This is a genomic window from Rhodopila sp., from assembly GCF_965276935.1.
In the GTDB taxonomy this organism is placed as follows: domain Bacteria; phylum Pseudomonadota; class Alphaproteobacteria; order Acetobacterales; family Acetobacteraceae; genus Rhodopila.
Genome location: NZ_CBDIBS010000002.1, coordinates 1,027,286 through 1,049,877 on the forward strand (window position 1 = coordinate 1,027,286; position 22,592 = coordinate 1,049,877).

At 64.7% G+C, this 22,592-nt stretch carries 22 protein-coding genes and 3 tRNA genes; 17 read left to right on the forward strand and 8 right to left on the reverse strand.

All coding sequences use genetic code 11. From position 1 onward, the window contains the following. Positions 1 to 237: 237 nt before the first annotated feature. The 4 genes from ACQY4S_RS07760 to ACQY4S_RS07775 form a co-directional block, all read right to left on the reverse strand. Positions 238 to 1,563 (reverse strand): DUF3987 domain-containing protein, encoded by a 1,326-nt coding sequence (locus tag ACQY4S_RS07760; protein WP_428484606.1) that lies wholly within the window; start codon positions 1,561 to 1,563, stop codon positions 238 to 240. Continuing rightward, positions 1,560 to 2,162, reverse strand: a complete 603-nt coding sequence (locus tag ACQY4S_RS07765; protein ID WP_428484607.1) for a hypothetical protein — start codon at positions 2,160 to 2,162, stop codon at positions 1,560 to 1,562. Before ACQY4S_RS07765 ends, ACQY4S_RS07760 begins: the two co-directional genes overlap by 4 nt. A gap of 227 nt (positions 2,163 to 2,389) precedes the next feature. Further along, positions 2,390 to 2,950 carry a hypothetical protein gene (locus ACQY4S_RS07770; protein ID WP_428484608.1) on the reverse strand — a complete coding sequence of 187 codons (561 nt, stop codon included), beginning with the start codon at positions 2,948 to 2,950 and terminating at the stop codon, positions 2,390 to 2,392. Between the two features lie 559 nt (positions 2,951 to 3,509). Continuing rightward, a tRNA-Leu gene (locus ACQY4S_RS07775) sits at positions 3,510 to 3,594 on the reverse strand. 144 nt (positions 3,595 to 3,738) lie between these two features. On the opposite strand from ACQY4S_RS07775, the gene ACQY4S_RS07780 reads away from it, so the two are divergent. The 3 genes from ACQY4S_RS07780 to ACQY4S_RS07790 all read left to right on the forward strand — a co-directional run bounded on the left by ACQY4S_RS07780 (position 3,739) and on the right by ACQY4S_RS07790 (position 6,228). After that, positions 3,739 to 3,813 (forward strand) — tRNA-Asn (locus tag ACQY4S_RS07780). Between the two features lie 73 nt (positions 3,814 to 3,886). Next, positions 3,887 to 5,092, forward strand: a complete 1,206-nt coding sequence (locus ACQY4S_RS07785; RefSeq protein WP_428484609.1) for an acyl-CoA dehydrogenase family protein — start codon at positions 3,887 to 3,889, stop codon at positions 5,090 to 5,092. Beyond that, positions 5,092 to 6,228 carry an acyl-CoA dehydrogenase family protein gene (locus ACQY4S_RS07790; protein WP_428484610.1) on the forward strand — a complete coding sequence of 379 codons (1,137 nt, stop codon included), beginning with the start codon at positions 5,092 to 5,094 and terminating at the stop codon, positions 6,226 to 6,228. The genes ACQY4S_RS07785 and ACQY4S_RS07790 overlap by 1 nt, the downstream gene beginning before the upstream one ends. 142 nt (positions 6,229 to 6,370) lie before the next feature. Here ACQY4S_RS07790 and lexA read toward each other — a convergent pair whose 3' ends face one another. The 4 genes from lexA to ACQY4S_RS07810 form a co-directional block, all read right to left on the reverse strand. Next, positions 6,371 to 7,090 carry a transcriptional repressor LexA gene (gene lexA, locus ACQY4S_RS07795; protein WP_428484611.1) on the reverse strand — a complete coding sequence of 240 codons (720 nt, stop codon included), beginning with the start codon at positions 7,088 to 7,090 and terminating at the stop codon, positions 6,371 to 6,373. A gap of 142 nt (positions 7,091 to 7,232) precedes the next feature. Next, on the reverse strand, positions 7,233 to 8,438 hold the full coding sequence (locus tag ACQY4S_RS07800) for a molybdopterin molybdotransferase MoeA (protein WP_428484612.1): 1,206 nt from the start codon (positions 8,436 to 8,438) through the stop codon (positions 7,233 to 7,235). A 77-nt stretch (positions 8,439 to 8,515) separates the two neighbouring features. Then, on the reverse strand, positions 8,516 to 10,102 hold the full coding sequence (locus ACQY4S_RS07805; RefSeq protein ID WP_428484613.1) for an ABC transporter substrate-binding protein: 1,587 nt from the start codon (positions 10,100 to 10,102) through the stop codon (positions 8,516 to 8,518). Between the two features lie 70 nt (positions 10,103 to 10,172). Beyond that, the gene (locus tag ACQY4S_RS07810) at positions 10,173 to 11,762 is read right to left on the reverse strand and encodes an ABC transporter substrate-binding protein (RefSeq protein ID WP_428484614.1); all 1,590 of its coding nucleotides are present in this window, start codon (positions 11,760 to 11,762) and stop codon (positions 10,173 to 10,175) included. Between the two features lie 215 nt (positions 11,763 to 11,977). Between ACQY4S_RS07810 and infA the strand changes: the two genes are divergently transcribed. The 14 genes from infA to ACQY4S_RS07880 form a co-directional block, all read left to right on the forward strand. Continuing rightward, entirely contained in the window at positions 11,978 to 12,196 is a 219-nt protein-coding gene (gene infA, locus ACQY4S_RS07815) for a translation initiation factor IF-1 (protein ID WP_158924133.1), read from the forward strand. Positions 12,197 to 12,225: 29 nt separating this feature from the next. Further along, positions 12,226 to 12,786: a Maf family protein gene (locus ACQY4S_RS07820; RefSeq protein WP_428484656.1), complete on the forward strand. Its 561-nt coding sequence runs from the start codon at positions 12,226 to 12,228 to the stop codon at positions 12,784 to 12,786. Further along, positions 12,783 to 13,901, forward strand: a complete 1,119-nt coding sequence (locus ACQY4S_RS07825; protein WP_428484615.1) for a ribonuclease E/G — start codon at positions 12,783 to 12,785, stop codon at positions 13,899 to 13,901. The genes ACQY4S_RS07820 and ACQY4S_RS07825 overlap by 4 nt, the downstream gene beginning before the upstream one ends. After that, on the forward strand, positions 13,894 to 14,076 hold the full coding sequence (locus ACQY4S_RS07830; RefSeq protein ID WP_428484616.1) for a DNA gyrase inhibitor YacG: 183 nt from the start codon (positions 13,894 to 13,896) through the stop codon (positions 14,074 to 14,076). The genes ACQY4S_RS07825 and ACQY4S_RS07830 overlap by 8 nt, the downstream gene beginning before the upstream one ends. A 63-nt stretch (positions 14,077 to 14,139) precedes the next feature. Beyond that, a tRNA-Phe gene (locus ACQY4S_RS07835) sits at positions 14,140 to 14,215 on the forward strand. 211 nt (positions 14,216 to 14,426) lie between these two features. Continuing rightward, positions 14,427 to 15,689 (forward strand): tyrosine-type recombinase/integrase, encoded by a 1,263-nt coding sequence (locus tag ACQY4S_RS07840; protein WP_428484617.1) that lies wholly within the window; start codon positions 14,427 to 14,429, stop codon positions 15,687 to 15,689. 211 nt (positions 15,690 to 15,900) lie between these two features. Beyond that, entirely contained in the window at positions 15,901 to 16,347 is a 447-nt protein-coding gene (locus tag ACQY4S_RS07845) for a DNA-binding protein (RefSeq protein WP_428484618.1), read from the forward strand. Further along, positions 16,337 to 16,912, forward strand: coding sequence for a PIN domain-containing protein (locus tag ACQY4S_RS07850; RefSeq protein WP_428484619.1), 576 nt, complete (start codon positions 16,337 to 16,339; stop codon positions 16,910 to 16,912). Before ACQY4S_RS07845 ends, ACQY4S_RS07850 begins: the two co-directional genes overlap by 11 nt. A 368-nt stretch (positions 16,913 to 17,280) precedes the next feature. Beyond that, positions 17,281 to 17,580: a DUF4326 domain-containing protein gene (locus ACQY4S_RS07855; RefSeq protein ID WP_428484620.1), complete on the forward strand. Its 300-nt coding sequence runs from the start codon at positions 17,281 to 17,283 to the stop codon at positions 17,578 to 17,580. 238 nt (positions 17,581 to 17,818) lie between these two features. Beyond that, on the forward strand, positions 17,819 to 18,979 hold the full coding sequence (locus ACQY4S_RS07860; RefSeq protein WP_428484621.1) for a DUF932 domain-containing protein: 1,161 nt from the start codon (positions 17,819 to 17,821) through the stop codon (positions 18,977 to 18,979). A gap of 153 nt (positions 18,980 to 19,132) precedes the next feature. Next, positions 19,133 to 21,265: a ParB/RepB/Spo0J family partition protein gene (locus ACQY4S_RS07865; protein WP_428484622.1), complete on the forward strand. Its 2,133-nt coding sequence runs from the start codon at positions 19,133 to 19,135 to the stop codon at positions 21,263 to 21,265. Positions 21,266 to 21,329: 64 nt separating this feature from the next. Beyond that, on the forward strand, positions 21,330 to 21,806 hold the full coding sequence (locus ACQY4S_RS07870) for a DUF6878 family protein (RefSeq protein WP_428484623.1): 477 nt from the start codon (positions 21,330 to 21,332) through the stop codon (positions 21,804 to 21,806). 9 nt (positions 21,807 to 21,815) lie between these two features. Further along, complete coding sequence (locus ACQY4S_RS07875) at positions 21,816 to 22,232, forward strand: DUF6915 family protein (protein ID WP_428484624.1); 417 nt, start codon at positions 21,816 to 21,818, stop codon at positions 22,230 to 22,232. Then, on the forward strand, positions 22,229 to 22,592 hold a 364-nt coding region (locus ACQY4S_RS07880), incomplete at its 3' end, for a hypothetical protein (RefSeq protein WP_428484625.1). The genes ACQY4S_RS07875 and ACQY4S_RS07880, both read left to right, overlap by 4 nt.

A 22,592-nucleotide genomic window follows, 5' to 3' on the forward strand; every position in this document is an offset into this window, starting at 1 on the left:
GACTGATTTCCTTTTGAAGTCAACATTTTACGGTTAAGTCAGTTAATTTCCGCATTCTGGAAACAGCATCCCCATTTTGGGGCGGGTGCGGAGAGTGAGAGAGAAAAAGATGCACCGTAGAAATCAACTGACTTTACTGACTTAACTTACTTTCTTTAGGAAGATCAATAGGTTAGGCCCCATTGAAGGTCTTGACTAAACCCTGACTTAACCGGGTAAAGTCAACATCCGCTCCGCCTAATCCGCGATCTTGTAGCGGAACCCCGGACGGCCTCCTGCCGCGCCAGGCGCTATCTTTTCCGGCATCACTTCGCCGCCGTCGATCAGTGATGTAATGATCATTTCGCGCCGCTTCACATCCAGCCTCGATGTGCGGCGGATTACGTCACGCTTCATGATGCCGTCACTTCCAGCCTCGGAAATGATGTTCCGCACCATCTTATGGTCGGCTTCCTGCTGATTATCGGCGATGTGGCGATAGGCCATGCCGTTGATTGTGCTTATGCAGTGTTCGGCGACGCGCCATCCCCATTCGACACATTTTGCGTCCATGACCGGGGAGAGAGGATCACGGCTGATGGCCCGGATCATGGCGAGCTTGATGGCATGTTCCTCCCATTTGCCGACCAGTTCCTTGGATGAATAGCCAACGCACCCGCGTTGCGTGATCGCCTCGCAATAATCTGCCCGTTCATCATGCTTGGCCGCGCCATCCGCACTATAGGGCACCGTTAAGGCAACAGCGGTGCAGTCGTGCTGCATTTGAAGTATGCCACCTAGGTTGCCGCTGCCCGGTAGCATCCCGGCGATAGTCTGCGCTGCCTCGATCATGGCGTCGGATATGTCCAACATCTGCGGCGCCTTGACCCGCGTCGGATACCATTCATCGGGCTGGAAAAGCAGGAACCGGGGAATGAAACCATCCCTCAACGCACCGGACTGCAACGCGTTGTAGAAATGATCAGGAGTGCCAGCGCCAAACAGGCAAAGATGCGGTTCATGAATGTCCCGGCGGACGTTCATCTTGCGGTCGGCATAGGCGTTGCCAACGTGAATGCCGTTGGCGCAGGAGAACAAGACCATGAGCTTTTTCTTGATCTCCGCCCGGTGCAGTGGCACTCGATCCCCGGTGACGCTTTGCAGCCAAAGCCCAAATTCATCGTTGATCGAAAGCCGGACAGGATGCTCGACTAGCTCCGCAGTAAGGCCGCTGCCCGATTGAAATTCGCCCGCCATGTAGTGTGATAGCCCGGCCTTGCTCAACAGCCCCGAAGCTACGGTTTGAGCATGGCCTTTGCCTGATGAGCTTTCACCTAGCACTGCGACATAGATGTTGGTCCGCAAGTTGGTCACACTGCGGTAACGCCTGCCAGCAAGAGCACCGACAACGCATAGGGCCATTGCCAGCGCATAGATCGGCTGACGCCGCTTCGGCGCGCTGCGATCGCACTCGGCCATGAACAAGCCGAGTAGACCCTCAACTTGCAAGAGTTCAGCCGGGAACATGCCTATCGCTTTGACATTCGGCTTCGGCGGCATTGGCGGTATCTTATGGAGCTTCATGGCGTTTCCAGTTCCGTCAGCAGCGGCGGGGGTAGCGGCGCGTCAATCAGGTCGTTAGCGGCAGCAAGCCGCGCCTCGATCGGCGTCATGAGGTTCGCGGCAAGCTGCCAATGCTGATCCGCGATGAAGGCCATCGTCCAGCATAACGCGCGGATCGGGCTATCCTCTGCTTCCACAAGCTGGTGCAAGGCTGCTTCTGGATACCTGCCGCCGGTCTCGCATTCGGTAATGGAGAACGCTGCGTCGTATGCCGCTCTGGCTACCCAGATCAGCCGGGGCCTGATGCTGCGCGCCTCGATGACGGTATGTAGCTGATTAAGAATGCCCGCGACGCGCATAAACGCCGCTTCGCCTTTTGGCAGGCTACGGGCTTCGGCACGATCAACATGAAAGAGAGCCCATAACCGCGCTCGGTCCAGTGCTTCGGCCATGTAGCCAGCAAGAGCTTCATTCGCCTCGGTTATGGCGTCTCGCCTGGCAGCGGCACGCGTCCGCGCCCATGCCTCATGTTCGCGAGCATTCAGCGCGTTGCGCTCGGCCTGTTCCTTGCAGATATCTTCAGGCAACGGCTGACCGTCGCTATGTTCGTTGTTAAGCATGAAAATCGGTCCATTTGGGTTCGGACCCGAACAAAAGACTTGACATTTATGCGGTTTTATTGCATAATGCTTGAATTCGGGTTGGGTTCAGTTCTGAAAGACATCTTCTGGCCTCGGCGCTTCATTCGCCGGGGCCGTTTCTTTACTCAGGTCTCGCGGCTCGCCTGGCGATGCGTTGTTGCTTGCGTGCTGCGATGCGAGCGTATCCGCTGGTCGGTTTGAGCATGTCAGTCGTCGGACAGAAGGCCGATCAAGTGCCATATAACCTGAGCTTCAACCCTGCGATTTGCAATCACAGGAAACTTTGGCCCTTTACCAGTTAGCATCGGCGCGCCGTAGTCTGCGGAAACGCGGGCACTGCGCTTTAACGGACCATAAACAGCCATCAGATCAGCATGATTATGCGTTGTGCTGACAGTCAACCACGCAACAATCCAGGGGCCGCGCTCTTTCATCTGCCGGAGAAGAAAAGCAAGATCGCCGGCAAGGCTTCCCGTGGTTTCCCACGAATGGTCGCCTCCTTCCGAACGCAAGTCAGTCTGGTGCAATGCGCCGCGCTTGCGTGCCGCCTCCGGCGCTTCGTTGTGCTTATCGGCCGCAACCATGGCGATGATAAAAGCAGCGACATGGTGTTCAGTGAGCCGGGTATCGGAGACACGAAAGTCAGGAAGCATGTCTTCGCGCCGCATTTCACGCGTTCTCTGGCGAACCTCTTTCGGATCGTCGCCCGTGATCTCACACCATCTATCGACAAGATCGACGATGTTAGGGAAAAGCTTGGTTCTCATTGCCTATCCTTCTCAATGATGGATTAGTGTTAAGCTAAAGTCGGTTACAGCGGCTGGATTTCAGGGACCCGACCTACCGAGGTGTTCCCATGGGATTGTCGATCCACCGATTAGGTAGCCGGGTCTCTCACGATCCGCAGCCCTAATGCCTTCGACACTGGCCACCGAACCCTTTTATGAGACCTAGTTGGGTCTCGGTTTTCGGTTCCGTCACTTGGCTGTCTAAAGCCAATGCCGGTATTCTACGCTATTTCGCAGTTTAGGTCAAGTCCAGAATCGAGACGGCTGTCTTTTGTCACCTGCTCGGAGGTTATGTTGCAAATGCGCCACAGTGGTAAACATGCCTTTAGGTGGCATGGCACCGTTGCCTGGGATGGGCTGATCTAGCTGCGCCGTCCCAACGCCCTATCAGCCGCCGATCAATCCCCGGCATGCAGCTTCGGCAGTGCTTCGGCACAAGCCTCCGGATCACGAAAATCTGAGGCATTGTTACGGATCCAGTGGGCTGGTCCAAAGGTGGACCAAACCATCTCGCAAACCGGCACTATTCCTTGGGTTTTGGTGCGGGCGGTCGGAATCGAACCGACACTCCCGAAGGAACCGGATTTTGAGTCCGGCGCGTCTACCAGTTCCACCACGCCCGCGGAAAGTCGTGATGATGTTCGACCTCCGTCGCCCAGCCTTATACAGCTTCATGCACGCCGGACAAACCGTGTTTCCGATGTTGACCCGCTCTGGCCAGACCCCTAGATAGGCCGGCTGACGGCGGTCGCCGCCGTGCGACTTGTTCGGGCGTAGCTCAGCGGTAGAGCAATCGGCTGTTAACCGATTGGTCGTAGGTTCGAATCCTACCGCCCGAGCCATTCTCCGCCACTCTCGGATTTGCCTCCCGATCCTCGCCCGCCTAGACTGCCGGCCAACAGGAGGGATCGCATCATGGATCTTCGCTTTGCCCCGGAAGAACTTGCCTTCCGCGAGGAAGTCCGCGGCTTCATCCGCGACAATCTGCCGGCCGATACCCGCGAGCGCATGAAGCTCGGACATCCGCCGACCAAGGAAGATACGGTGCGCTGGCAGCGCATTTTGAACGCCAAGGGCTGGGCGGCGCTTTCCTGGCCGAAGGAATGGGGCGGTCCCGGCTGGACCGCGATCCAGAAGATGATTTTCCTTGAAGAAAATCTTATGGCCCCCGCCCCTGAACTGCTTTCGTTCAACATCACCATGCTCGGCCCTGTGCTGATCCACTTCGGCACCGAGGCGCAGAAGCAGCGATTTCTCCCCCGCGCGGCCAACCTTGACGATTGGTGGTGCCAGGGCTTCTCGGAGCCCGGTGCCGGATCGGACCTCGCCTCCCTGAAGACGGCGGCGAAGCTGGATGGCGATCATTACGTGGTGAACGGGCAAAAGATCTGGACCTCCACCGCGCACAACGCCGATTGGTGCTTCCTGCTGGTCCGGACCGATCCCAACGCCCGCAAGCGACAGGAAGGCATCTCTTTCCTGCTCGTCGACATGAAGACCCCGGGGATCACCGTGCGGCCAATCATCTCAATCGACGGCAGCCATCATTTGAACGAGGTGTTCTTCGATGACGTGAAAGTACCCGTCGAGATGCGCGTGCACGCCGAGAACAAGGGTTGGGATGTCGCCAAATACCTGCTTGGCAACGAACGCACCGGCATCGCGCGCCTGGGCAAATCGCGTGAGCGGGTCAAGTCCGCCACGTCGATGGCGCACGAGGTCAACTTTGGCGGCAAGCCGCTGATCCAGGACCAGACCTTCCGCCAGCGCGTCGCGCAGATGCAGGTGGACATGAAGGCGCTGGAGATCACCCAGTACCGGGTCGTTTCGGCTTACGACAAGGCCAAGGGTGCCGGCAAGCCGGACCCGCTGTCCTCCGTGCTGAAGGTGAAGGGCACCGAACTGCTGCAGGCCACCACTGAACTCGCGGTCGACGTCGCCGGCCCGCAGGCAATGCCGATCTGGGCGCAGGAACTGGCGGCGATGAACGAGCCGGATGAGCTGATGGAAGCCGGCAGCGCCTCGGCCGGCAGTTACCTGATGCTGCGCGCGGCCTCGATCTACGGCGGCACCAACGAGATCCAGAAGAACATCCTGACCAAAGCGGTGCTGGGGCTGTAATGGACTTCGAACCCTCCGACGACCAGCGGCTGCTGGTCGAGAGTGTCACCCGCATGTTGGGCGACACCTACAGCTTCGCGCAGCGCAAGGGCTACATGGCGTTGCCCGAAGGCTACTCCCCGGCGGTCTGGTCGCAGTTCGCCGAACTCGGCTTGCTCGGTCTGCCGTTCGCCGAGGACTACGGCGGCTTCGGCGGCGGCGCCCAGGAGGTCATGCTGGTGATGCAGGCTTTCGGCCGCGTGCTGGTGCTGGAGCCGTACTTCCCGACCGTCGTGCTGGCCGGCACCGCCGTGACCACCGCCGGGACCGCGGCGCAGAAGGACAGCATCCTGCCGGCGATCGCCGAGGGCAGCCTGAAACTGGCCTTCGCGCACGCCGAGCGTCAGGCGCGCTATGACCTGACCGATGTCATAACGACCGCCAAACGCAGCGGCGCCGGCTGGGTGCTTGATGGCTCGAAGACCGTCGTCTCGCATGGCGAGGCCGCCGACAAGATCATCGTCAGCGCCCGCACCAGCGGCGACCGTTACGACGAAGCCGGCATCACGCTGTTCCTGGTGGACACGTCCGCCTCCGGCGTCGCCCGCCGCGGCTACCTTAGCCGAGATGACACGCGAGCCGCCGACATTGCCTTGTCCAACGTGGCAGTCGGCGATGCCGATGTGATAGGGGAGGTCGGCAACGGCCTGCCGACCATCCGCCGCGTCATCGAAGCCGGCATCGCCGCCACCGCCGCGGAAACGGTGGGGGCAATGGAAGCGATGAACGAGATGACGCTGGAGTACAGCAAGACACGCGTTCAGTTCGGCCAGCCGATCGGATCCTACCAAGTGGTGCAGCACCGCTTGGCCGATATGTTCATGGCGCAGGAGCAGGGCCGCAGCATGGCAATGCTGGCCACCATGTCGATCGACAATCCAGACGACGCGCAGCGGTCGCACGACATCGCGCTGGCCAAGGTCGGCATAGGCCAGGCCGGCCGCTACGTGTCGCAGAGTGCCGTGCAGATGCATGGCGGCATCGGCATGACCGAGGAATACGCCGTCGGGCATTACTTTCGCCGATGCATGGTGATCGAGCGTCTGTTCGGCGATCCGGCGTATTACCTACGGGTTCTGGCCGACGAGGTGGCGTAGCCGTATCCCGCCGCAGGTGTCCTGCCCCCGCAGTTCGTTGCATCATGCGGCGGACGGAGCGGATGAGCAGCCCACTGAAAACAGAAAGCTGGTGTCGTGGATCGGAAGTTCGCTGTCCATGGCGAACCTCTGAACCAGGACGTTAATAACGCCGCATCAGCGCCACGATCCGCCCCTGCACCTTCACCCGGTCAGCCGGAAAGATCCGCGTCTCGTGCCGCACGTTGCACGGTTCCAGCGCAATCGAGTTCCCCCGCCGCCGCAGGCGCTTCAACGTCACCTCGGCATCGTCCACCAGCGCCACGACGATCTGTCCGTTCTCCGCCGTGTCACCCTTCAGGATAATGACATTGTCACCGTCAAGGATGCCAGCTTCGACCATCGAGTCGCCAGCAACCTCCAGCCCATAATGCTCGCCGTTGCCCAGCATCGCCATGGGCACCTCAATGTAGCTGGTGGTGTCCCGCAGCGCCTCGATCGGCAGACCGGCGGCGATCCGCCCGTACATCGGCAACTGGATCGCGCCGGCATCGTTCGCGGTTTTCACCCCGCTCAGGCGTTGGGTAAAGTCGCCGCGGATGACGTTGGGGGCAAAGCCTTGCGACGGCTCTGCCGGTGCCATGCTCGAGCTTTCGCGCGCAATCATGTTGTCCGGCAGCCGCAGCACGTCCAGCGCGCGGGCACGATGGTGCCGGCGGGCGAGATAGCCTCGCTCCTCCAGCGCCGAAATCAGCCGGTGGATGCCGGACTTGGACCGCAGGTCCAACGCGTCCTTCATCTCCTCGAAGCTTGGGGAAATGCCAGTCTGTTTCAAATGGCGATCGATGTAAATCAGTAGTTCATACTGCTTGCGAGTCAACATAGCGGGCGTCCTTACTTAGGCTCCGGAACAAAGCGGCAACCGGCTGGGCTGTTCTATGAAGGTTCCCGTCACTTCGTCAAGCGAAACTGTGGGCGGATTTGAATATTGCAGCGTCTAAGACGAATTTATCATACCACTGTCGTCACAATCCCAGCGAATCGAGGCGGATCACCTCCACCCGCGCCCCCGCCGGAAGCGCCGGCGCATGCGGCGGGCGCAGAACCAGGGCATCCGCCAGCGCCAGCCGGCGCAGCATCGCCGAGTCCTGCACCGGGAACGGCGTGACGACCAACTGGCCATCCGATTCGACCACAATTGTCGCGCGCAGATGATCGGCGCGCTGGTCGTTCGCCTTCACCGTCGCACCCAGCACGGCGGCACTCACCGGCGGCGGCGCCACGGCCAGTCCCGACAGGCGCGCCAGCGCGGGCAGCAGGAACAGGATCGCGCAGACCAGCGCCGACACCGGATTTCCGGGCAGCCCCAGCACCGGCGTCGCGCCCAGTTGCCCGAACAGCAGCGGCTTGCCCGGCCGCATCGCGATCTGCCAGAAATCCAGCGTCATGCCGCGCGCCTGCAGTGCCGCGATCACCAGGTCGTGGTCGCCCACCGATGCGCCCCCGGTGGTCACCAGCATGTCCATTCCCAGCACCTGGTCCGCCACCGCGCCGATCGCCGCATCATCATCGCGCGCCACCGGCAGCACGATCGCTTCGCCGCCGCCGGCGCGCACCAGGGCGGCCAGCGCGTGCGAGTTCGAGCTGACGATGCCGCCCGGCGGGATCGGTTCCCCCGGCAGGGCGATCTCGTCGCCCGTGGCCAGGATGGCGACACGCGGCGGCCGGTGCACCACCAGCCATGGGTGATTGGCAGCGGCGGCAAGACCGATATCACGCGCGGTCAGCCGCCGCCCTGCCGGAATGACCGCATCCCCCGCGGCGAAATCCTGGCCGGCGCGACGGATATGCCGCCCCCCTGTGACAGCCTCGTTCACCCGCACGCTGTCGCCGTCGCGGGTGGCATCCTCCTGCAACAGGACCGCGTCCGCGCCGGCCGGCACCACGCTGCCGGTGAACAGCCGCACCGCCTGTCCGGCGCCGACGATACCGGCGAAAGGATGACCGGCCGGGGCCGCCCCGATCACGCTCAGGCTGGCGTGCGGCGTTCCGTCGGCGGCGCGCAGGGCATACCCGTCCATGGCCGAGACATCGGCCGGCGGTTGCGTCAGGCGCGCGACCACCGGTTCGGCCGTCACCCGGTTCCAGGCGCCGGCCAGCGCCACCACCTCGGCCGGCGTGGGGCGCAAGGCGGACAGGATGCGCCCGCGGGCTTCCTCGACAGTGATCATGCTCGACTCCGATCAACCCGGGCCTCCCAGGCCCGATGTTTCACGGCAGTCTGTGCGATCGGAACCGCCGCCTCAAGTCAGGCACGCTTGATCCCGGTGAACAGGATCAGCCCCTTCATCATCCCGGTCAGGTCGGCGCGATAGGCGACCGGCTGGTAATACAGCCCCAGCGGCATGCAGGGCGCATCGACGAAGGCCTGGCGCTGCATGTCGGCCGCCAGCGCCTTCTGCGTCGGCAGGTCGGTGGCACGCAGCCACTGGTCGCGGATCGCCTCCAGCTTCGGCGCAGTCGGCCAGCCGAACCACGCGTTCTTGCCGTTGCCCCGCAACGCCGCGTCGCCCGCCGGATTGTCCCAGTCCAGGCCGCCCCACATCGAGCCGAAGATGCTCCAGCCGCCCTCATTGATCGGCTGGCTGCGGGTGGTGCGCTGCACCACCGTGCCCCAGTCGGTGGACACGTAATCGACGTTCAGCCCGATCTTGCCGAGCACATCGGCGCCCACCTCGCAGATCGCGGTAATCCGCGGCACGTCCGAGGCTCCCAGGAACACCACCTTCTCCCCGTTGTAGCCGGCCGCCATGACCGCCTTGCGCAGCGCGGCCAGGTCCGGATCGGCACTGAAGTTCTCCATGCCGGCGTTGGAGGCGTAGACCGAGCTTGGCGCGAAGAAGCCGACATGGTCGTTGATCACGCCGGGACCGGCCTCCCCGGCCACCGCCTGCATGAACTCCTTCTGGTTCACCGCCCGCAGCGCGGCGCGCCGGATCGCCGGATTGTCGAACGGCGGATAAAGCTGGTTGAACCGCAGCACGCCGATCAGGCCGGTGGTCTCCACCACCTCCACCTTCAGGTTGCGGTCCTGTTTCAGCGAGGGCACCAGGTCCATCACCGGCTGCTCGACCCAATCGACCTCCCCGGCCCGCAGCGCGCCGGCCTGGGTGGAGGGATCGGGCGTGGTCAACCACTCGACACGGTCGAAATGAACGATGCGCGGGCCGGCGCAGAAGCTGGCGACACCGTCGCGCGGCACATATTTATCGAACCGCGCATAGGCATTGCGCGCACCGGAAATCCGCTCGTCCGGCAGGAAGCGGAATGGGCCGCTGCCGACCATCTCGGTCAGCAGCTTGCCGGGTGTCGCGGTCGCCAGCCGCTCCGGCATGATCACCGCCATCAGGTTGGTGGGTTTCGCCAACGCCTGCGGCAGCAGCGGGAAGGGCCGGTTCAGGCGAAACACGACCTGCTTGTCGTTGGGCGCCGACAGGTCATCCGTCGCCGCCATCAGCGCCTGGCCGAATGCATCGCGACTACCCCAACGATGCAGGCTGGCGACAACGTCGCGGCCCAGCACAGGCGTGCCGTCGTGGAACAGCAGACCGTCCCGCAACGTCAGGGTCCAGACCTTCTCGGCATCGACCGTGTGGCCGGCCAGCATCTGGTATTGCGCGGTGCCGGCCGCATCCAGCGCGAACAGGGTATCGAACACCATCATGACGTGGTTGCGGGTGACAAAGGCGCTGGCCAGCGGATCGAGCAGCGCCAGATCGGCATAAGGCACGAACTTCAACGTGGTGGCCGAAGCAGACCGCACGATCGCCGGGCGGGCGATGCCGCCGGCCACGGCGGAACCGGCGGCGTAGCGCAAGAGCTGACGTCGTTTCATGCGGAGTCTCCTTGATGGCGCGACGTGATCACGTCAGCCTGTCGAGCGATAGCCGCGCCGGATCGCCCATTCAGACGCGCCGCACGCCGGTGAACAGCACAAGCCCCTTCATCATCCCGGTCAGGTCATTGCGGTAAGCGACCGGTTGGAAATACAGCCCCAGCGGCACTGTCGGCACATCGACGAAAGCCTGACGCTGCATGTCCGCGGCCAGCGCCTGCTGCGTCGGCAGGTCGGTGGCATGCAGCCACTGGTCACGCAGCGCCTCCAGCCTCGGCGCCGTCGGCCAGCCCGCCGTCGCGGCTCGGCCATTGCCCCGCAACCCCGCGTTACACGCCGGATTGTCCCAATCAAGGCCACCCGTCATCGCGCCATACAGGCTCCACCCGCCGTCCGCGATCGGCTTCTGACTCAGGTTGCGCTGCACGATGGTGCCCCAGTCGAGCGAGGTATACGCCACGTTCAGCCCGATCTTGCTCAACATGTCCGCGCCCACCTCGCAGACGGCGGTGATCCGCGGCACATCGGCGGCGCCCAGGAAGACAACTTTCTCCCCGCCATAGCCGGCCGCCATGACCGCCTTGCGCAGCGCCGCCAAGTCGGGATGTGCACTGAAGTTCTCCATCCCGACGTTGGACGCATAGCGCGAGGCAGGATCGAAAAATCCGACCCGGTCGTTGATCACGCCGGGATCCGTCTCGCCGGCCACCGCGGTCATGAATTCCTTCTGGCTGACCGCGTGCAGCACGGCCCGACGGATCGCCGGGTTGTCGAACGGCGGATACAACTGGTTGAAGCGCAGCATCCCGATCAGGCCGTGGGTCTCGACAACCTCGACGATCAGGTTGCGGTCGGCCTTCAGCGATGGCACCAGATCCATCTCGGGTTGCTCGACCCAATCGACCTCACCGGCTTGCAGGGCGGCCGCCTGGGTGGACGGGTCGGGCGTGGTCAGCCACTCGACGCGATCGAAATAGGCGATACGCGGGCCGGCGCAGAAACTGGCGACGCCAGCGCGCGGCAGGTATTTCTCGAACTTCGCATAGACGGTGCGCGCGCCGGAGACGCGTTCGTCCGGCAGCAGCCGGAACGGGCCGCTGCCGACCATCTCGGTCAACAGCTTGCTCGCCGGTGTGGCGGCCAGCCGTTCCGGCATGATCGCCGGCACATTGATGGTCGGCTTCGCCAGCGCCTGCGGCAGCAGCGGGAACGGCCGGTTCAGGCGAAACACCACCTGCTTGTCGTTGGCCGCCGACAGCTCGTCGGTCGCCGCCAGCAGCGCCTGGCCGAACGGGTCACGCTGACCCCAGCGCCGCAGGCTGGCAACGACGTCCCGGGCCAGCACCGGCGTGGCGTCGTGGAACAGCAACCCGTCCCGCAACGTCAGGGTCCAGACCTTCTGGTCGGCATCGACGGCATGGCCGGCGAGCATCTGGTACTGCGCGTTCCCGCCGGCATCCAGCGCGAACAGCGTGTCGAACACCATCAGGACGTGGTTGCGCGTCACCAGCGCGCCGGCCAATGGGTCGAGCAGCGCCAGGTCCGCATAAGGAACGAATTTCAGCGTCGTGGCGGAGGCAGATCGCACAAGCGATGGGCGGGCAATGCCGCCAGCCATGGCAGCGCCGCCGGCATAACGCAGAAACCGCCGCCTTTTCATGCGGATCCCTTCCAGATGGCAGGTGTGATCACTATGGTTGAAGCGACCCAGCAATAACCACGCCATTCAGTACCAGCCCCAGCCGAGGGGACGGCGGCCGGTGTCATGTCAAGCCAAGGCGACCAGGCCGGAAGCGGCTACGCCCGACGGGATAGCTTGACCTTGCCCGCCACGAACATCATGTTCCGGCCTGCTCAACGGAACCAAGAGGTCTGATGTCAAAAGAGGATATGATCGAATTCAGCGGCACGGTAATGGAGCTTCTGCCCAACGCCATGTTCCGCGTGAAACTGGACAACGAACATTCCATTCTTGCCCATACCAGCGGCAAGATGCGCAAGAACCGGATTCGCGTGCTGGCCGGCGACCGGGTGAACGTCGAGATGACACCCTACGACCTCAGCAAGGGCCGCATCACGTTCCGCTTCAAGTAGCGCCTGGTCGGCGGCCCAATCCGCCGCCGCTGGTGCTGGCTTCCTCCAGTCCGCGGCGCCTGATGCTGCTGGCACAGATCGGCATCATTCCCGACCGCGTCATCGCCCCCGACATCGACGAAACGCCTGTCCGCGACGAGACCCCGCGGCTGTACGCGCGCCGCATGGCCCGCGCGAAGGCCGCCGCCGTCCCCTGCCCCGGCTGCTTCCTGCTTGCCGCCGATACCGTCGTCTCGGTCGGCCGCCGCATCCTGCCCAAGGCGGAAACCGCCGACACGGTTCGCGCCTGCCTGGCCTTGCTGTCCGGCCGTCGCCACCACGTGATGACCGGCGTGGTGCTGACCGGCCCCGACGGCCGGTCGACCGAGCGCCTGGCCGAGAGCACCGTCATCTTCAACCGCCTGACCCAGGACCAGATCGACCGTTATGTAGAAGCCGGCGAGGGTCAGGGCAAAGCCGGCGGCTATGCCATCAATGGACGCGCCGCCGGTTTCGTCCGCTTCCTGTCCGGCAGTCACTCCGGCGTGGTTGGGCTGCCGCTGTTCGAGACCGCTCAACTGCTGCGCGGCTTCGGCTATTCGGTGCCGTGAGCGTCACCATCCATGCCGCCGCCAGCCCGGGCGAAATCCGCCTCGCCGTGATGCGGGACGGCACACTGCTGGACTTTTCGCTGTGGCGCCCCGGCGCCCCGGACGGCGTCGGCGACCTGCATCGCGGCCGGGTTGTCGCCAGCGTGCCTGCCATGGCCGGTGCCTTTGTCGCGCTGGCGGACGCGGAAGGCTTTCTGCCGGACAGCGAGGGTGCCAGGGGGCTGACCGTCGGCACGATCCTTGGCGTGCGCGTCACCCGCGCCGCGCAAGGCAGCAAGGGGCCGAGGCTGAGCGCCAGGCTGACACCGGACGACGCGGCCCTTGTGGGCGGCGCCCCGGTCGGTCTGCTGCGCCGCGGTCCGGACCCGGCGATGCGCTTGGCTGCCCGCTATCCCGCCGCGTCCGTCTTGGTCAATCAGCCTGCCCTGGCGGCAAGACTGCGGCCGGCCCTCGGCGCCCGCGTCACCATGGTGGACACGGCTTTTGACGATGACGTGGCCGAGGCGGTCGAGGCATTGTTCCATCCCCTCGTCACCCTGCCCGGCGGCGCCAGCCTGTCGATCTGGCCGACACCCGCCCTGGTCGCGATCGACATCGATGCGGGGGCCGCCCTGCCCGCCGGCGGCGGCCGGCGCGGCGTGCATGAGGCGCTGAACCGGGCCATCCTGCCCGCATTGGCGGCGCAGATCAGGCTGCGCGACCTCTCCGGCGGAATTGTCGTCGATCTGGCCGGGTTATCCGCCCGCAAGCGTGTGCAGCTTGCGCCTGACCTGGCCGCCGCCCTGGCCGACGACCCGCTAAGGCCAAAATTCCTCGGTTTTACCGCGCTGGGTCTGGCCGAGATCGTGCGCGCCCGCGTTCATCCGCCGTTGCACGAACTGCTGTCCGGCCCCCACGCCGCCGGCCTGGCCGCGCTGCGCGCCGTGGTCGCCAGCCTGAACTTGAACCCGCGCGCGATGCCGGCGCTGAAGGCCGCGCCTTCTGTCGTCTCCGCCCTGCACGCCGATCCGGTGGCGCTGGCGGACCTTGTCCGGCGCACCGGACGCGACCTAATACTGCGATCTGACCCCTCTCTGCCGCCCTGTCGCTGGGTGCTGGAGCAAGACCATGGCTGACACGACGTCGAAATGCCCGATCTGCGGCCGGCGGTCCTCCGCCGATCACCGGCCATTCTGCACGCCACGCTGTCAGGAGGTCGATCTCGGCCGCTGGCTCGCCGGCGTCTACCGTATTGCAGGACCGCCGGCGGAATTGGACGAGGACCCGCCGCCATCGCCGGAAGCGGCTTGATCACCGCTCGGCGTTGGGTTATGCAGCCGCCCTCGGTCGCGCCGTTGGGCGCATCCGCGCGATGCCCAGGTAGCTCAGTTGGTAGAGCATGCGACTGAAAATCGCAGTGTCGGTGGTTCGATTCCGCCCCTGGGCACCATTCCCCCTTACGCCAGCGCATCTCTTTCCCGCCGTTCCTACGCCAATTCACGCCTAATAGCCTGATCTGGCTCGCATTTAGGGTCCCGAGAGCGTGTTGCAGCGTAGCGCCGGATACCACCGCGCACCCCCGGTATCGACCGCCTGCTGATGGTAGTTCTGTTGGTATCCGGACCCCCTGTTGGTATCGTGCCTCCGAGGAGGCCGAAGCGATGCCCTTGTCCGACGCGAAATGCCGATCCGCCCAGCCCGGGACCAAGCTCCAGAAGCTGACCGACGGCGGCGGATTGCAGCTTTGGATTCAGCCCAACGGTGCCCGGCTGTGGCGCTTCGCCTACAGGTTCAGCGGCAAGCAGAAGCTGCTGGCCTTGGGCGTCTACCCGACAATCGCCCTAGCCCGGGCCCGCCAAGCGCGGGAGGACGCTAGGCGCCTCCTAGCGGAAGGCCATGACCCGGCCGCCGAGAAGAAGCGCCAGGCCCAGGCCAGAACTGACGCCCCGACGTTCCGCAGCATCGCCGGGGAGTACGTTGTAAAACTGAAGCGCGAGGATCGCTCCGAGGCGACCCTCGCCAAGACCGAGTGGCTGCTAGGCTTCGCCATTGCCGAGTTCGGCGACGAGCCGATCCGTGAGGTCACAGCCCCGGCCATCCTGAGGGTGCTGCAGGCCCTCGAAGCCAGGGAGCGCTACGAGTCGGCACGGCGGCTCCGATCGACGATCGGCAGCGTCTTTCGGTACGCGATCGCCACCGCCCGGGCCGAGACAGAGCCGACCTACGCCTTGCGCGGCGCCCTGACGCAGGTGAGGCCGACGCCACGCGCCGCCATTACGGACGCTCAGAAGTTCGGTGCCCTGCTCCGCGCCATCGAAACGTTCGACGGCCAGCCTGGCACGCGGATCGCCCTACGACTGCTCGCCGTCCTCTTCCCCCGTCCTGGCGAGTTGCGACTGGCCCAATGGTCCGAGTTCGACCTTGAGCGCGCCGTATGGACCGTTCCCGCATTGCGGATGAAGATGCGCCGGCCGCACCGCGTCCCGCTGCCGGCGCAGGCTCGCGAGCTGCTACGCGCACTCCGTTTTATCTCCAGGGGCGATCTGCTGTTTCCCGGCGTTCGTTCGCAGTGCCGTCCAATTTCCGATGGCACCCTGAACGCCGCCCTCCGGCGCCTCGGCTACGCGAAGGACGAGGCGACGGGCCACGGCTTTCGGGCGACCGCATCGAGCCTGCTGAACGAGTCTGGAAAGTGGCACCCTGACGCGATCGAACGTCAGCTCGCCCACGTCGAGAGCAACGACGCCCGCGCGGCATACGCCCGCGGAGGACACTGGGATGAGCGGGTGTTGATGATGCAGTGGTGGGCTGACTACCTTGATGAGCTGAGGGGTCGTGGCCCGAGCGCTTCCACCGCACGAGCCAGCAAATCTTTGACCAGTCAGCGACACCTTCTCGCGCCGGGCTGGACGGAGTTGCGCTGACGGCCGACCACCGCAGCCACACCGCAACCGGCCTCCTGAGGGAATGCAGGCTTCGGCCAGCAGGATCCTCGATGGACCTTTGGGCTTGAAATCCTCCCGTCGCTCTACCCGGCGAGGGCGGCCAGGCTCGCGTTCTCAGCATCGCTTCGAATTTCAGTTATTGCAGTTAGAGCGGCGCGCGGCTATTGGTTGAGAAAAGGGGGTTCGCACCATGACCACGCACGCTTTGCAATTCGTCGCGCTGTCTGAAAACGCGCGACAGGAGACGGGCCGTCTAGAGGCGCTCGGACGGGAGGACCACGTTGAGCTGCGCGTCAAGCGCCGAAGCGGAGTCGACCAAGCCATCTCCTTGCCCCCGGAAGCCGCGGCGCTGATGGAAACGGTCTTAGGCCGCCTGCTCGACGGGAAACGAGTGGCAGTGCTGACCGAAGACCAGGAACTCAGTCCGAACGATGCGGCGAGCATACTCGGCGTCTCACGCCCGCTTGTGGTCCACAGGATGGACGTGGGCGATCTGCCCTTCCGATACGTCGGCAAACATCGCCGCGCGACTGTGAAGGATGTACTTGCCCTGAAAACCAAGGTCGACGCGCAACGCGCGGCAATGGAGGAACTCGCCGACGACACCGAGGATCTCCAACGTAACTATGGCCTTTAGACCGTCGGTCGCGGTCTTCGATGCGTGCATTCTCTACCCGTTCCACGTTAGGAACGTCGTCATGCAGATGGCGGTGGACCGCCTCATTGACGCACGCTGGACCCACGAAATCCATGCGGAATGGATTCGCAATCTTGCGCGTAAAGTACCCGCGATCTCAGTCGAGCGGCTGCAAGTGACCCGGCAACTGATGGACGATGCGGTCCCGACAGCGAACGTCACCGATTACGAAAGCCACATCCCAGCCGTCTTCCTCCCCGATCCTGCCGATCGTCATGTCGTCGCAGCCGGAATCGCAGCGGACGCGTCCGTCATCCTGACCTGGAATCTGAGGGACTTCCCGGCGGTCGAGTTGCAGAAACACGGGTTACGTCGGCTGACACCGGACGCATTTCTCGCCAAACTTTACGACGAAGTTCCGGAGCTGACGGTCGCCTCGCTGGCAAATGCCAGGCGCAATCTGAGAAAGATACCCCTCTCGGCTTCGGACTTTATTGCAGTCATGAAGAATCAACGGCTGACGCAACTCGCTACCAAGATACATGACCGTCTCACCGATCTTTAGGACTGAGCCGGCGATCACGACCTTTGTGATAACCCCTTTGCGCCGGGATCAATAGCGGAGGTTTCGTCACGACGTGCGTAGAAATGAGAGTTCCCGGTAACGCCACCTGACCCGGCCCGAGTGCCGCCCCTTCATCAGAAGGCGGCCTTGCCTCCCTTTGAACTCCCTCCACAGCACCATAATCGTTCCGCTTCGGGCTTCGCGTCAGCCACGCTGGCGCGGCCGCCCGCAGGTCAACGGCTGCGCCGTTCCCGTTCCCCCGTTCCCCCGTTCCCGCGGCAATCGTCGAGGCGACTGCCTTGTGACATGCGGGCCTGTTGCCGCGCCCTGCTGCTTCCGTCGCACACGAAGCGGAAACGCAGGGTTGCATGTGCAGGGTGCTCAACAAGCGTGTTTGCGGCAGCCATGACGGGTCGATTTATGTCGGGCGCGGCAGTAAATGGGGTAATCTATTCCGGATCGGCGTCAATGGGGATCTCGAAGCCGTCATCGCGAAACACGCAACCTGGCTGCGGAACCAACATCATCTGTTGCGCGCGCTCGATGAGTTGCGAGGTCGCGATCTGCTGTGTTTCTGCGCGCCAGCCGCGTGCCACGGCGATCTATTATTGCGGCTTGCGAATGCAACGCGCGACGAGCGCATCGCTTGGTGGCGCTCGGCCGCGTGATCGCACATACAAATCTCGTCAGCGCGCCGGAAAGGCCAGGCCTACACGAAGTGGACCCCGAGTCCGCCCCGGTCGCCGCCCGCGAGCAAGAGTGAGAGGACGGCGGCTGTTGCCGTGGCGGGTTTGGAGGTCGAGAGAGGCTCTCGGTCGGCTCGCCGCGGAGATCTTGGCCATGAACTCAATCAACGTCCCTCCCGCTCGACCCGCGGGATATCCTGCCGTTCCGTCCGACACGCCGGTGTCCGCCGGCTATAAGGTCGATATCTCACGCGGCGAGCGGATTGGCCGTGTCTCGTCCGAATGGTTCTCCCGGCCCGACGACGAGCGTTATCTGTCCCTCAACGCCCTTCATACCGCCGTCCGTGCCCGAGCCGATCGAGCGACCGCTCGCACGGTTGAAACCCGCGATATCCGGGTGGAGGCAAGCCGGGACAATGCGGAACGCATGGCGCTGATCGTGCCCGGCCGTGACGCGCCGGTCGCACCCACGCATTGGTCGTTCGGCCAGATGTGCAGCCTGGTCGGCGCCCCCGCCGGCTACTTGCGCGAGCTTCCAGCGCCGCTGGCCGGCATCAACATGCAGCACGGCCTGCTGTCGCACCGAGCCGAGCTGATCAAGACGCTCGAAGCCGACGAGGGCCGCATCGAGCTGCGCGCCGTCACAGGGCCGGATTACGGCCGTATCTGGGACCATGAGCTCGTGGGCGCGGTGATGAAGATCGCCGGCGACGGCGTCGGCGATACACGCTGGAAGGTGCCAGGCCTGCTCGACTGGTCGACGATGCGGCACAACCCGTTCGTCGAAGTGACGAAGGACACGACCACCCTCTACGCCAGCGACCGCGACGTCTTCCTGTTCCTGGTCGACGACACGCACCCGATCGAGGCCGGCCGCCTGCCGAACGGCGACCCCGACCTCTACTTCCGCGGCTTCTACTGCTGGAACAGCGAGGTCGGCTCGAAGACGCTGGGCATGGCGTCGTTCTTCCTGCGCGCCGTCTGCATGAACCGGAACATCTGGGGCGCGGAGGGCTTCGAGGAGATCAGCATCCGGCACAGCAAGTTTGCCGCCAACCGGTTCGCCCACGAGGCGGCGCCGGCGCTGGAGAACTTCGCCAACTCGTCGGCCGCCCCGTTTATGGCCGGGATCAAGGCGTCGCGCGAGCGGATCGTGGCGCGCAAGGACGAGGACCGCGAGGGCTTCCTGCGCAAACAGGGCTTCTCCAAGCCCGAGACGGCGAAGATCATCGCCACCGTGCTGGAGGAGGAGGGCCGTCCGCCGGAGTCCATCTTCGACTTCGTGCAGGGCATTACCGCCTTAGCCCGGTCCAAGCCGCACCAGGATGCGCGGCTGGAGTTGGAGGGCAAGGCTTCGAAGCTGCTGGCCAGCGTCCGCTAATTCTGAGAAGCGTGGGGGCGGCTCTCCGTCTCCACGCCGACGCGGCTTATGCGTCCCCGGATGCGTCGAGAGTGAGAGGGCCGTGAACGGCTTCTTGACGGGTTGAGGAGGTCGAGAGAGCGTCTCCCGGCCGGCCCGTCACGGAGACTTACCGTGGCCCAATCGGTTCAGAAGATCACGCTCAGCGCCTCGCGCGACATCCCCTTCAACAAGCTGCTGCTCAGCGCCTGCAACGTCCGCCGCGTCAAGGCGGGCGTGTCGATCGAGCAGCTCGCCGACGACATCGCCCGGCGCACCCTGCTGCAGTCCCTCACCGTGCGGCCCGTGCTGGACGCCGCCGGCATCGAGACCGGAATGTACGAGATCCCGGCCGGCGGTCGCCGCTTCCGTGCGCTGGAGCTGTTGGTCAAGCAGAAGCGCCTGGCCAAGGCTGCGCCGATCCCGTGCGTGATCCGCGAGGGCGGCATCGCCGAGGAGGACTCTCTGGCCGAGAACGTCCAGCGCGCGCCGCTGCACCCGCTCGACCAATTCCGGGCATTCCTGGCGCTGCGCGAGAAGGGCCAGTCCGAGGAGGAGATCGCCGCCGCGTTCTTCGTGTCGGTCGCCGTCGTGAAGCAGCGGCTGCGGTTGGCGTCGGTGTCGCCCAAGCTGCTGGACGTCTACGCCGAGGACGGCCTGACGCTCGACCAGTTGATGGCGTTCACGGTCAACGGCGACCATGAGCGGCAGGAGCAGGTGTTTGACCGGCTGAGCCAGTCATACACCAAGGAAGCTTACGTCATCCGGCGCATGCTGACCGAGGGCGCGGTGCGCGCAGCGGACAAGCGGGCGCTGTTCGTCGGCGTCGAGGCTTACGAGGGAGCGGGCGGCACGGTCATGCGCGACCTGTTCCAGGGCGACGACGGTGGCTGGTTGCAAGACCCCGGGCTGATCGACCAGCTCGTGGTCGAGAAGCTCCAGCGCGATGCCGAGACCGTGGCCGCCGAAGGTTGGAAGTGGATCGAGGTCGCGCCCGACTTCGCCTACGGCCACCATTTCGGGCTGCGCCAGCTGCGGGGCGGAGTGGTGGCGCTCTCCGCCGAGGAGGAAGCGACGCGGGACGCCCTGCGGGAGGAGTACGACCGGCTCGAGCAAGAGTACGCCGACTACGAGGACCTGCCGGAGGAGATCGACCGGCGCATGACCGAGATCGAGACCATGCTCGGCACGCTAGAAGATCGTCCGGCGGCGTTCGACCCCGAGGAAGTGGCGCGTGCTGGCGCGTTCGTTAGCATCGACGGGGCGGGCGCCCTGAAGGTCGAGCGGGGCTATGTCCGACCGGAGGACGAGTTGCCGATCCCGGAAGAGCCCGATGTCGAGATCGACGCCGAGGGCGGTTACGACGACCCGATCACCGCGACGTCGTATGCCGCGACAAGCGGCAGCACGGTTTACGGCAACCCCGGACCCGCGGCGGAGCCGGAGGAGGAAGACGGCATCAGGCCATTGCCCGACCGGCTGCTGACCGAGCTGACCACGCACCGAACCCTGGCTCTGCGCGTGGCACTCGGCGAGCACAGGGACGTCGCGTTCCTGGCAGCCCTGCACGCGTTCTGCCTGCGCGTGTTCTACGGCTACGGCCTGAACACATGCCTGGAGCTGGACGTGAAGAGCGTCACGTTCCACGCCCAGGCGCCGGGCCTGAACGACACCACGCTGGCGCGGACGCTGGCGCAGCGGCACCAGGACTGGTCGGCGAAGTTGCCGAAGCAGCCGGAAGACCTCTGGGCCACCCTGGCCGGATTGGGCGAACTGTCCCGCGAGGCGCTGTTCGCGCACTGCGTCGGCCTGAGCGTCAATGCCGTGCACGAAGCCTACAGCCGCCGGCCGCAGGTGCTCGCGCATGCCGACGTGCTGGCGAAGGCGGTTGACCTCGACATGGCGGCGGCGGGCTGGACGCCAACGGTCGACACGTATCTCGGCCGGGTCACCAAGGCGCGTATCCTGCAAGCCGTGCGGGAGGCCAAGGGCGAGCACGCGGCGCAGCTGATCGACCACCTCAAGAAGGGCGAGATGGCCGAGAAGGCCGAGGCGCTGCTGGCCGGGTCGGGATGGCTGGCCGAGCCGCTGCGCACGCCGGGCCGGGCAATGCCGCAAGTCGCCGAAGTCGAGGCGCTCGCGGCGACCGACGTCACCGGGTCCGAAGAGGCGGGCACCGCTGGCGTTGCTCCGCTAGCCACGGATGACGGCGAGGCCGAGGGCTTCGAGCAGGAGGCCGACGAAGCCCACGCGTTCGCGGCCGAATAGCTGAACCAAGTCTGCGGGGCGGCAACGGCCGTCCCGCATCTCTTCCCCTCATTGGAGATCTGTCATGACCGAAGTTCAATCGGCGCAGGATGCTGTTGTCGTCTGGCAGCAGTTGATCGCGCAGGACGACGCCCGCAGCCGCCTTGCCGAAGAAGCCCTGCCCGGCAACAAGGCTGCACTTTTCGATAAGCTCGCCAGCGCCGGCATCACCAGTGTCGTCGTCACCTTCGACGGCGTCGGCGACTCAGGCCAAATCGAAAGCATCGACGCCCGCACAGGCGATGCCGCGGCCGCCCTGCCCATCTGCGACATCGAGATCGCAACACCTGCCTGGGATGGCTCGGAGCTCCATCGCCGCACGTTGCCGCTGGGTGAAGCGATCGAACAACTCGCCTACGCCTTCTTGGAAGAGACGCATGGCGGGTGGGAGAACAACGAAGGCGCGTTCGGCGAAATCACTTTCGACGTTGCGGAGCGAACGATCCGGCTCGACTACAACGAGCGTATCGAAAGCTCCGAATATTCCGGTCACGAGTGGTGAGGGCGGATCATGGCACATCCCTATCACCATGCCCTGTCCTCCGCGCGGAAATGGGGCGGCGCCGCCGACGACTACCTTCCGCTCCACGCGTGGTTCGATGAACCCTCGAAGCTGATCATCGCCGACTTCCGGCACCGGGCGCTTCGCCACCACGCCGAAGGCGTGTTCGGCCTGGAGCGCGCGTTCGGGACCACGGTCACGGTCTCGACCGGTCGCGTCGTGCCGGTGCGGCTGATTGGCGAGCAGCACTGCATCGAAGACCTCGGCTTGATTCCGAGCTTCGCCGACTGGGTGCGCTGCATCCGGCCGGAACCCTGGATGGGCCGCGCGCAACCGATCCATCGCGACGTCGATCCGTTCGCGACGCAACCACCCGGTCATACCCTCTTGCCGTCAACGGTGCAGCGATTTGGAGACGTGCCATGACCGTCACTTACCCGTTGCGGATTTTCTTCGATTGCTCGACCGTCCATCTCTCGGCGGCGGCGTGCCGGTGGCTTGATGAGAACGCCGTTGAAGCAGCGACGCGCCAGCTCGCGCCGATCAGTGCCCCGTCGGCGACCCCGTTCGGCTGGTTTCTCTATGCCGCCAGGCCGCCCTATTACGGCGAGCCGCCGGACCTGGTTGCGGTGATGCGGCATGCACGCGCGAAGGGCGCCGAATACATTCTGTTCGAGACTATTTTTGCCAGTTTTCCTGCATGTTCGACGTCGGCACGGCGGAGAACGCCGTACGCGCGATCGAAATCCAGCGGCAGCAAGCCGTGGCGCTATTCGATGAAGACGG